Consider the following 10,468-nt stretch of genomic DNA (forward strand, 5'->3'; position numbering starts at 1 on the left):
GTGGCCATTTTTGAGGTCATGTCGCCAAGGCTCAAACAGCTGCCATCTTCTTTACAGTATTTACCTTTACCATATAGCCCGCCAAGCTCTGCAACAATTTGTGAAAGCTTCGCTGTTTTATCAGCGTCTTGTGGGGCTGGAAGTGTAAGTGCTAGTTTTAGTTTATCAAGCTTACGGCGAGCATCGTAATCAAGCTCTAGTTCGTCGTATTTTGCAGCTTCATTTGCTAAACGCACGACTGTTTCGGTCATTTTACGGTTAACTTCAGCCGATAGAGCAGATGTATCGTGAGTAATAAAGTTTGCGTAAATCCACTCTGCACGGCTCGATTCTAAATAAAGTGCACTTAGTTCTTTTTCTGTGTTTGTTATAAATGTATTTGCATCTTTAGCTGTTACAGCTTTTTTAGTGTGTGGTGAATCGGTAGTGTCGATAGATACTTGCGCATCGCAGGCCGTTAAAGCAAGAGTACTTGCTACCATTAAGGCGCTCATACTTAGTTTAAATCGAAAAGGGGTCATGCTATTCCTTTAATTTATTGTTATTAAAACGTTGATAATAGCAGTGATGTTTAAAACAATAAAATGAATGCGTTAAGGCTCACGACTCGTCGTGCAATGATTGTATTTAAATTAAGATGGGTCATAATTAAGTTACTATTTTCATTCAATGTGTAAGGAATGTGCGCATGTTAATATTTATAATATTGCTGGTCGTGGTGGTGGTTATTTTTGCGGTTAAAGATATTCGCCTAAACTTGATTAGTCGTCCTACGTTTAAAATGTTCAAAAAGGTGCTTCCGCCATTATCGCAAACAGAGCGAGAGGCAATGGAAGCAGGTGATGTTTGGTGGGATGGTGAGTTATTTAGTGGTAACCCAGACTGGCAAAAACTGCACCACTTTCCAAAACCAGAGCTTAGCGATAAAGAAAACGCATTTATGGCTAACCAAGTAGAAACCTTATTGGCGATGCTTGATGATTATCAAATTGTACAAAAAGACAAAGACTTACCAAAAGAAGTGTGGGATTACCTAAAAACAGAAGGTTTTTTTGCACTGATCATTCCTGAAAAATTTGGCGGTCGTGAGTTCTCAGCAATTGCTAATTCGACGATAGTGTCAAAAATTTCGACTAAAAGCTTAACAGCCGCAGTCACTGTTATGGTGCCTAATAGCTTAGGTCCGGGCGAGTTACTTCTTCACTATGGCACTAAAGAGCAGCAAGATCGTTGGCTGCCAAGTTTAGCTAATGGTACAGATGTTCCTTGTTTTGCATTAACGGGACCAGAGGCGGGCTCTGATGCTGGCAGCATTCCTGATTCGGGCGTGGTGTGTATGGGTGAGCACAATGGCGAGCAAGTAATGGGCCTGCGTTTAAATTGGTCAAAGCGTTACATTACACTTGCACCAGTGGCTACTGTACTCGGCTTAGCATTTAAAATGTATGACCCTGATACTTTATTAGGTGATAAGAAAGAGCTAGGCATTACATGTGCTCTAATACCAACCGATCATCCGGGTGTTGAAACGGGTGAGCGTCATTATCCGCTTAATATGGCCTTTATGAATGGTACCACTTACGGTAAAGATGTATTTATACCACTGGACTGGATCATTGGCGGTCAAGAGTGTGCAGGGCGTGGCTGGAGAATGCTTGTTGAGTGTTTAAGTGCAGGGCGTGGTATATCACTACCGGCATTAAGTGCAGCAACTGGACATTTAGCTTCAAAAATGACATCGGCATACGCCATGGTACGCCAGCAGTTTGGTGTATCTATAGGGCAGTTTGAAGGTGTCCAAGAGGCACTTGCACGTATTGGTGGTTTAACTTACACACTTGAGTCGTGCAGATTAATGACCGCAGGTGCGATTGATTTAAAATTAAGCCCGTCGGTTGTAACAGCGATTGCTAAATACCATATGACTGAAATGGGTCGTACGGTAATGAATGATGCAATGGATATTCATTCAGGTAAAGGAATTCAAGTAGGGCCTAATAACTATTTGGCGCATGGCTATATGGGGATTCCAGTATCAATTACGGTTGAAGGCGCGAATATTTTAACGCGTAACTTAATGATATTTGGCCAAGGTGCAACACGCTGTCATCCATTTGTTTTAAAAGAAATGGAAGCCGCTGCAATGGAAGATGACGACGCAGCACTTGAACAATTTGATGGTTTATTAATAAACCATATAATATTTGCAGCAAGTAATGCAGGTATGGCATTTGTGCATGGCTTAACACGTAGCTACTTTGCTAAAGCGCCTGTAGGTGGTGAAACGGCTATTTATTATAAACAACTGAGTAGAATGAGCCGAGGCTTAGCTATTTGTACAGACGTTGCAATGTTAATGCTTGGCGGTGAGCTCAAACGTAAAGAAATGATATCAGCGCGTTTGGGTGATGTATTAAGTCATTTGTACTTAGCATCAACTGTTTTAAAACGTTATGAAGATGAAGGGCGCCAACAAGCTGATTTACCATTTGTAAAATATGCAATTGAGAACTCATTATTTGAAATTGGCCAAGCGTTTAATGGCTTCTTTAAAAACTTTTCAAATCCGGTTGTGAATTTTATCCTTAAACGTATAGTGTTCCCGCTTGGAAACCATTACCACAGACCAAGTGATGAAATAGCACAAAGTATTTGCGAGCGTATGACTCAACCTGGTGTATTTAGAAACCGCTTAACGCATTTATGTTATGTAGATGAAAATGCAGGTACAGGGGTCATGGAAAGCGCATTTTTAGCTATGCATGATATGCAAGCGCAGTTTAAAGACTTAAAACAATGGCAGCGTAAGGGCAGTGTGCCTGCAACGCTTGATATTGAAGGTGCTATAAATTATGCGCTTGAAAATAAGTTGTTAGAGCAAACGGATGCTGATGCAATGCATCATGCTAATAAGCTACGTAAGAAAGCCATTGCAGTTGATAATTTTCAACCAGGTGAGCTGTAGCGCACTACTTTAAATACTAGGGCGTGTTGACCTTTCGTGGTTGAATTTGCAGCAGGCTGTTTGGTTTTTAGGCAAGGCAGAGCCTATGTAGTGTGGTTATTCCCCATAAATAGGCGATAACGCAGCATAAATGCCAAACATGCGCTGCCCTTTGGGTTCTTTCTAGGGACGATTAACTCTTTGTTGCTCGGTTTTTACTTAGCCCACTAGGTTACAAATCTCGCGCCGCGATTAAATCGCCCCTAGATTGAACAAATTCCAATCCACAAAGATCAACACGCCCTGCTAAAGCGAAAAAGGCCTTACGAATGTAAGGCCTTTTTTATGTTTAATTCATTTATTTTTAACGAGCGTAAGGGTCGGCAACAATTTTATCTATGTACCATTTTCCCTTTTTACGAAGCATTTTTACACTGCGCATTTCGTCAATTTTATCACCATTTAAATAGCCGGTAAAAATAAGGTTTATTTTAGCGTTATCGCCGTATTGTTCACGGACGCTCATATTGGTCATATCAACTTCAATGGTGACTTCATCGTATTGCATATTTACTAAGTTACGGGAAAACTGTTTAGCGGTGCCGTAGGATTTCATTATACGTGTAAGGTTGGGGGTTGCCATGGTACTGGCTTTTTGAAGGTCTTGCTGGTTATAAAGCGCATCAAAATAAGCGGTTGCTGTATCGCCAGGAGTGTCGCCAAGTGTTTTGGTATCGTCACCACAGGCTGATAAAAATAAACAGATGACCAAACTTAATAAACTCGTGATTTTTTTCATATTAATTATTATTAATTAGTTTTTTTAAAGTGTGTGGTTTATCTATGCAGATGTAAAGGTATGGCAGGCAATAAATAGAAAATTGGATAATAAATAATAAAAAAGGATGCCTAAAGCATCCTTCTAAAAATCTTAAAATTACTTATTGTACTAGTTCTTGTTCACTAAACTCTTCATCAAACATTGGGCTTGATAAGTAGCGCTCAGTTGCACTAGGTAGGATAACAACAATATTTTTATCTGCGTTTTCAGGCTTTTCAGCAATTCGCTTAGCTGCAACAACCGCTGCACCTGACGAAATACCTACTAAAATACCTTCTTTTTTCATTAACTGATGCGCCATTGCAATTGCGTCTTCGTTAGATACAAGCTCTGCGCCATCAATTAAGTCCATATCTAAGTTGCCAGGAATGAAGCCAGCACCAATACCTTGGATTTTATGAGGACCTGGTTTAATTTCTTCACCGGCAAGCGTTTGGCTAATAACTGGAGAGTTAGTTGGCTCAACAGCAATAGACTTAACGTTTAGACCTTTTTCTGTTTTAAGGTAACGGCTAACACCTGTAATAGTACCACCAGTACCTACACCGGCTACAAAAAAGTCTACTTTGCCATCAAGCGCATCATAAATTTCAGGGCCTGTTGTTTCAAAGTGAATTTTTGGGTTTGCAGGGTTTTCGAATTGTTGTAATAAAATATACTTATCAGGTGCTGTTGCTTGAATTTCTTTTGCTTTTTCAATTGCGCCATTCATACCTTTTGCACCGTCGGTAAGTACTAGATTTGCACCTAATGCTTTTAATAGCTTGCGACGTTCTAGGCTCATGGTGTTTGGCATAGTAAGCGTTAACTTGTAACCACGTGCTGCTGCAACAAATGCAAGTGCAATACCGGTGTTCCCCGATGTTGGTTCAATAAGTTCTTTACCTTCAACAAGCTGACCTGACTTTTCAGCTTCCCAAATCATCGATGCACCAATGCGGCATTTGATACTAAAGCTTGGATTACGAGATTCAACTTTAGCGTATACATTCCCACCTGTAACACGGTTAAGTTTTACCAGCGGTGTATTACCGATGCTTAGTGAGTTATCTTCAAAAATAGTAGACATAATGTTCCTTTGGATGCAATCTGATCAACGTGTTAATAGCCTTTGCTACTAACTATATAAACACACTTTACTGTGAGTTTAAAAAAACTAAAGTAAAGTTTGGCTATAACATATATCTATTGGGCTTATAACCAGTCGAAATAAAAATCAATTATTAGCGGTGCTTTAGTTATTATAGGTGCGGGCTTAATTTAAAATTTAAAGAGTAAAACTTCGTTTAGTCAAAAAATGTTCAAAAGAGTATTGAATTAAGCTGTGTTTGTTTAATATTTGTGCATATGAATGTAACTTGAATAGTTTTATCACACAATGCGTCTAAAACATGATAAAAACACGTATCTAAATTCAATTAAGCAATCACAATGAAATTAATCTTAAAATTAATTGCCGGTATTGTGGCCGGTATCCTAGTTGGACTATATGTACCTATAACTGGTGTTGAACTTTTATTCACAGTAAAAGAGCTGATTGGTCAAATTATCTCCTTTACCATTCCACTTATTATATTATTTTTTATTGCATCAGGTATTGCAGGCCTACCAAAAGGGTCTGGTCACTTACTTGGTAAAACAGTCGGGTTTGCTTATAGCTCTACAATTATTGCAGGTACGCTTGCATTTTTATTAGTAAGTGCTGTTATCCCTTTTTTAAGCGGTGGTATTACATTCGAGGCAGAAGTTGCTACAGAAATTGGCAGCTTTATTGATTTAGAAATTCCACCTCTAATGGGGGTAATGACCGCATTAGTAACTGCTTTTGTATTTGGTATAGGCATGAGTCAATTAGAGCTTGATACGCTTAAAAATGTGTCTGATCAGGGCCGAGATGTGATTGACGGATTATTATCAAAAGTAATTATCCCTGCTTTACCATTTTACATTGCAGGTGTATTTGCCGAAATGACGGTAGCGGGTACTGTGGTAGATACACTGCAAACATTTGGCGTAGTACTAATTGCAGCGCTTGTTATGCACTGGTTATGGTTAAGCGTTTTATATATAGCGACAGGTGTACTATTAAAACGTAATCCAATCGAATTAGTTAAAAATATGCTACCAGCTTACTTTACAGCGTTAGGTACTATGTCAAGTGCAGCAACGATTCCAGTATCGCTTCAATCAAGTAAAGCAAATAACGTTAAAGAAGATGTAGCAAACTTTACCGTACCACTTTGCGCGACTATTCACTTATCTGGCTCAACTATCACTATAGTAACCTGTGCAATGGCTGTTATGTTTTTATCGCCAAGCATGGAAGTCCCTTCATTAATGGGTATGCTACCGTTTATTATGATGTTAGGTGTAGTGATGATTGCAGCACCAGGTGCTCCAGGTGGCGCAGTTATGTCGGCGCTTGGCCTATTAACAAGCATGCTTGGGTTTAATGAAGGCGCGGTTGCATTAATGATTGCACTTTATTTGGCACAAGATAGCTTTGGTACTGCGTGTAATGTAACGGGTGATGGTATCATTGCGTTATGGGTTGACAGATTTAGCGAAAAATCGTCATCTTAAACTATTAGGGCGAGGCAATAATATTAGTTATTGTTTCGCTTTATCTATGTTACTGTGGCAAATTAATTTAATTAAATTGCATGTTGTTAGGTAAGTGAGGATGTTCCATTGATTAATGTACTTTTAGTTGATGACCATGAACTTGTACGAACAGGAATAAAGCGTATTCTTGATGATGTACGAGGGTTTAAAGTAATTGGTGAAGCTAAAACTGGCGAAGAGGCTGTACAGTTTTGTCGTCAGCATGCGCCAAACATAGTATTAATGGATATGAATATGCCAGGCATGGGCGGATTAGAAGCGACTAAAAAGATTTGTCGTTACTGCCCTGATGTAAAAATTATTGTGCTTACCGTTAACTGTGAAGACCCGTTTCCGAGTAAAGTAATGCAAATTGGTGCACATGGCTTTTTAACTAAAGGTGCTGGCTCTGACGAAATGGTGCGTGCCATTCGTTGTGTTCATGCCGGTCAGCGTTATATTGCCCCTGAAATTGCACAGCAAATAGCACTTGCGCAAGTGACAGGTCGCACAGACGAAAATCCTTTTCAGAGCTTATCTGAACGCGAACTGCAAATTATGCTTATGATCACTAAAGGTGAAAAAGCACAAAATATAGCTGAGCGTTTAAACCTAAGTTCAAAAACAGTAAATAGCTATCGCTACCGTATGTTTGAAAAGCTAAATGTAGGTGGTGATGTTGAGCTTACCCATTTAGCAATCCGTCATAAAATGATTGATATAGACGTTTCGTACTAACTATAATTTATGTCTGAATTTGATCACGTACATTTTCTCAAAACGCTATCAAGTGAGCCGGGTGTATACCGCATGCTTGATAGTGACAACCAAGTTATTTATGTTGGTAAAGCTAAGCATTTAAAAAAGCGTGTGAGCAGTTACTTTAGAAGTAACATTACCGACAGCAAAACACGCGTTTTAGTGAGTAATATTTGTGACATCGAAGTCACACTCACTAATACTGAAACAGAAGCGCTGTTGCTTGAAAATAATCTAATAAAAAAATACCAGCCTCGCTACAACATATTATTACGCGACGATAAGTCGTATCCCTATATTTTATTAACTNAGCCGTAAAATTAAAGGTGAGTACTTTGGACCTTTTCCGAGCGCGGGAGCGGTATCTGAAAGCTTGCGCTTAATGCAAAAAATATTTCCTGTTCGTCAATGTGAAGATGCTTATTACCGCGCAAGAAGTCGCCCGTGTCTGCAATATCAGCTTAAGCGTTGCTCAGCTCCGTGTGTGAATAAAGTTACGGATGATGATTACAGCGAGCAAGTTGACTATGTCCGTAAGTTTTTAACGGGTAAATCTCACGAAGTTATTGCTGATTTAATAAAGAAAATGGAAGCAGCCAGCCTACAATTAAACTTTGAACTGGCGGCAAAAGTTCGCGACCAAATAATGCTACTTCGTAAAATGCAGGAGCAACAGTCTATATCAGGTAATTTTGCTGAAATGGACGTAGTTGGTTTTGCTCATTTAAATGGTTTAAATGGTATTCATTTATTAATGATCCGCGATCACAAAGTATTAGGTAGTAAAACGTATTTTCCAAAAGTACCTAAAGATTCAAGTGAGCAAGAAATATTGACTTCATTTTTAGGACAGTACTATTTAGCGCCAGGAGCAACAGGGCGTATTGCAAAAGAAATCATATTACCGTTTGAAATAGAAGAGAGCGGGGCACTCGGTGAAGCACTCACACAAATAAGTGAGCGCAAAGTAACACTTAAAGTAGTTACCCGTGGTGAGCGTGCTCAATACTTACAACTGGCCAATAAAAATGCATTAAACAGTATTGCAGTTAAGCAAAGTACCCAAGACTCTATTAATAAACGTTATGCACAATTAAAAGCAACATTGCGACTTGATGATATTACCCGAATGGAGTGTTTTGATATAAGCCACACTATGGGGGAGAACACTGTTGCAAGTTGTGTTGTATTTGACTCACAAGGCCCAAATACAAAAGAGTATAGGCGCTATAATGTAACGGGTATAACCGGTGGTGATGATTATGCTGCAATGGAGTTTGCACTTAATAAGCGTTACAACAAATTAGTAGATGAAGACAAAATTCCAGACGTTATCTTTATTGATGGTGGTAAGGGGCAACTGGGGCGCGCGGAGCAGTACTTTTCTAACTGGCCACATACAAAAATGCCTTTGTTAGTAGGTGTTGCTAAAGGTACTAGCCGTAAGCCTGGCCTTGAAACACTATTAATTGACGGTGGTCGAAAAACCATTCCTATGGATTCAGATGCACCTGCGCTACATTTAATACAGCATATACGTGATGAATCTCATCGTTTTGCAATTGCAGGGCATCGTAATAAACGCCAAAAACAACGTACGCAATCACTACTAGAAGAAATAAATGGAGTCGGTTCTAAGCGTCGGCAAACATTATTAAAATATTTAGGGGGCATGCAGGGAGTAAAAGCTGCTAATATAGAACAGTTAAAGAAAGTTCCTGGGATCAGCCCTGACATGGCTGAGAAGATATTTAACCATTTGCATGACAAGGGCTAGCCCTACATGCGAATATAGCAAAAAAGACATATCCAAGTAGTTATGTGGAATATTCCAAACACACTCACAACATTTAGACTTTTTCTTATCCCCGTTTTTTTGGTGATATTTTATTTGCCTTATAGCTGGGCTTTTTTTGCTGCCGCCTTTATTTTTTGGCTTGCATCAATCACCGATATACTAGACGGTTATTTAGCAAGAAAGCTTGAGCAATCAACCCCTTTTGGTGCTTTTTTAGATCCTGTTGCTGATAAAGTAATGGTATGTGCCGCACTTGTAGCGTTATCTGATCAGTACCAGTCAATGTACATGACAATACCTGCTCTTATTATAATAAGCCGTGAAATTATCATATCTGCACTTCGTGAATGGATGGCAGAGCAGGGCAAGCGTGGTAATGTCGCTGTATCAAACATGGGTAAAATTAAGACGGCTGCACAAATGTTAGCCATTATCGGTTTGATTTGGCAATATGATACATGGATGAACTATTTAAGTTTTGGACTACTGTACATTGCGACCTTTTTAACCTTGAGTTCTATGATGCAATATTTACGTGCAGCATGGGGTGAATTGACTAAAAATTAACTCTAAATGTATAATAACGCACCGTTTTAGATAAAAAACAAGCAAACAGTTCAAAACTAGCATTTTTTGTATTGACGCGTTTAATAATCTCTGTAGAATGCGTCCGTGTTGAGAGGGCATAGCCCCCGAGATAAACAAAACGGTAATTAATCAGTTACCTGAATGTTCACATAAATCATCATGTGCTAATTCAAATAACTGATAAATAAAATGCGGTACTAGCTCAGTTGGTAGAGCGCGACCTTGCCAAGGTCGAGGTCACGAGTTCGAGCCTCGTGTACCGCTCCAAGTTTATCTTAAGGTTAATACCCCGTACTGGGGCGGAATGGCAGAGTGGCCATGCACCGGATTGCAAATCCGTCTACCTCGGTTCGACTCCGGGTTCCGCCTCCATTTCAACACTCCACACGCTTTAATTAGCAAACTCGATGCCCGAGTGGTGGAATTGGTAGACACAAGGGATTTAAAATCCCTCGACTAACAAGTCGTGCCGGTTCAAGTCCGGCCTCGGGCACCACTTTGTGGTTTAATTGCATTACCAAGTGTAATTTATAAAACGGTTAATTTAGAATTAATATGATGCGGTACTAGCTCAGTTGGTAGAGCGCGACCTTGCCAAGGTCGAGGTCACGAGTTCGAGCCTCGTGTACCGCTCCATATTAGTTTTATCCACTTGCTTTAAATAGCAAACTCGATGCCCGAGTGGTGGAATTGGTAGACACAAGGGATTTAAAATCCCTCGACTAACAAGTCGTGCCGGTTCAAGTCCGGCCTCGGGCACCACTTTAAATTTTTTAACCAAGATAATTTAAAGTTGATAAAATAGTATTTTGCGGTACTAGCTCAGTTGGTAGAGCGCGACCTTGCCAAGGTCGAGGTCACGAGTTCGAGCCTCGTGTACCGCTCCAAATTATTTGGAAACATTTAGGCGGAATGGCAGAGTGGCCATGCACCG

7 protein-coding genes, 6 tRNA genes and 1 pseudogene are annotated in these 10,468 nt (G+C 39.8%); 11 read left to right on the plus strand and 3 right to left on the minus strand.

All coding sequences use genetic code 11. The features are described 5' to 3' along the window. The coding region (locus L652_RS0115190; protein WP_029753295.1) for a M2 family metallopeptidase at positions 1-521 on the minus strand (521 nt) is incomplete at its 3' end. Positions 522-688: 167 nt separating this feature from the next. Between L652_RS0115190 and L652_RS0115195 the strand changes: the two genes are divergently transcribed. Next, on the plus strand, positions 689-2,965 hold the full coding sequence (locus L652_RS0115195) for an acyl-CoA dehydrogenase (RefSeq protein WP_024596799.1): 2,277 nt from the start codon (positions 689-691) through the stop codon (positions 2,963-2,965). Between the two features lie 343 nt (positions 2,966-3,308). Here L652_RS0115195 and L652_RS0115200 read toward each other — a convergent pair whose 3' ends face one another. Both L652_RS0115200 and cysK read right to left on the minus strand, forming a co-directional pair. Further along, positions 3,309-3,743 carry a hypothetical protein gene (locus tag L652_RS0115200; protein ID WP_002963139.1) on the minus strand — a complete coding sequence of 145 codons (435 nt, stop codon included), beginning with the start codon at positions 3,741-3,743 and terminating at the stop codon, positions 3,309-3,311. A 142-nt stretch (positions 3,744-3,885) separates the two neighbouring features. Then, positions 3,886-4,854, minus strand: coding sequence for a cysteine synthase A (cysK, locus tag L652_RS0115205; protein ID WP_002963138.1), 969 nt, complete (start codon positions 4,852-4,854; stop codon positions 3,886-3,888). A gap of 362 nt (positions 4,855-5,216) precedes the next feature. On the opposite strand from cysK, the gene L652_RS0115210 reads away from it, so the two are divergent. The 10 genes and pseudogenes from L652_RS0115210 (at position 5,217) to L652_RS0115255 (ending at position 10,421) form a co-directional block, all read left to right on the plus strand. Then, positions 5,217-6,368 (plus strand): dicarboxylate/amino acid:cation symporter, encoded by a 1,152-nt coding sequence (locus tag L652_RS0115210; RefSeq protein ID WP_024596798.1) that lies wholly within the window; start codon positions 5,217-5,219, stop codon positions 6,366-6,368. Positions 6,369-6,476: 108 nt separating this feature from the next. Beyond that, positions 6,477-7,127 (plus strand): UvrY/SirA/GacA family response regulator transcription factor, encoded by a 651-nt coding sequence (gene uvrY, locus L652_RS0115215; RefSeq protein WP_002963136.1) that lies wholly within the window; start codon positions 6,477-6,479, stop codon positions 7,125-7,127. A 9-nt stretch (positions 7,128-7,136) separates the two neighbouring features. Further along, positions 7,137-8,925 (plus strand): annotated as a pseudogene (gene uvrC / locus L652_RS01000000123915) (excinuclease ABC subunit UvrC). Positions 8,926-8,967: 42 nt separating this feature from the next. Continuing rightward, positions 8,968-9,513, plus strand: coding sequence for a CDP-diacylglycerol--glycerol-3-phosphate 3-phosphatidyltransferase (gene pgsA / locus L652_RS0115225; protein WP_032827134.1), 546 nt, complete (start codon positions 8,968-8,970; stop codon positions 9,511-9,513). 212 nt (positions 9,514-9,725) lie between these two features. Further along, positions 9,726-9,801: transfer RNA gene (locus tag L652_RS0115230), tRNA-Gly, on the plus strand. Positions 9,802-9,832: 31 nt separating this feature from the next. Further along, positions 9,833-9,906, plus strand: a tRNA-Cys gene (locus tag L652_RS0115235). Between the two features lie 37 nt (positions 9,907-9,943). Further along, positions 9,944-10,030, plus strand: a tRNA-Leu gene (locus L652_RS0115240). Between the two features lie 64 nt (positions 10,031-10,094). Beyond that, a tRNA-Gly gene (locus L652_RS0115245) sits at positions 10,095-10,170 on the plus strand. Positions 10,171-10,209: 39 nt separating this feature from the next. Next, positions 10,210-10,296 (plus strand) — tRNA-Leu (locus L652_RS0115250). Positions 10,297-10,345: 49 nt separating this feature from the next. Further along, a tRNA-Gly gene (locus L652_RS0115255) sits at positions 10,346-10,421 on the plus strand. The last annotated feature ends 47 nt before the right edge of the window (positions 10,422-10,468 follow it).

Origin of the sequence: Pseudoalteromonas sp. TB25 (genome assembly GCF_000497995.1) — a bacterium.
Taxonomy (GTDB): domain Bacteria; phylum Pseudomonadota; class Gammaproteobacteria; order Enterobacterales; family Alteromonadaceae; genus Pseudoalteromonas; species Pseudoalteromonas distincta.

Coding starts and splice junctions, on each gene's coding strand:
- cysK (WP_002963138.1), bottom strand. CDS start 4,854: ATGTCTACTATTTTTGAAGATAACTCACTAAGCATCGGTAATACACCG.
- L652_RS0115200 (WP_002963139.1), bottom strand. CDS start 3,743: ATGAAAAAAATCACGAGTTTATTAAGTTTGGTCATCTGTTTATTTTTA.
- L652_RS0115210 (WP_024596798.1), top strand. CDS start 5,217: ATGAAATTAATCTTAAAATTAATTGCCGGTATTGTGGCCGGTATCCTA.
- L652_RS0115195 (WP_024596799.1), top strand. CDS start 689: ATGTTAATATTTATAATATTGCTGGTCGTGGTGGTGGTTATTTTTGCG.
- pgsA (WP_032827134.1), top strand. CDS start 8,968: ATGTGGAATATTCCAAACACACTCACAACATTTAGACTTTTTCTTATC.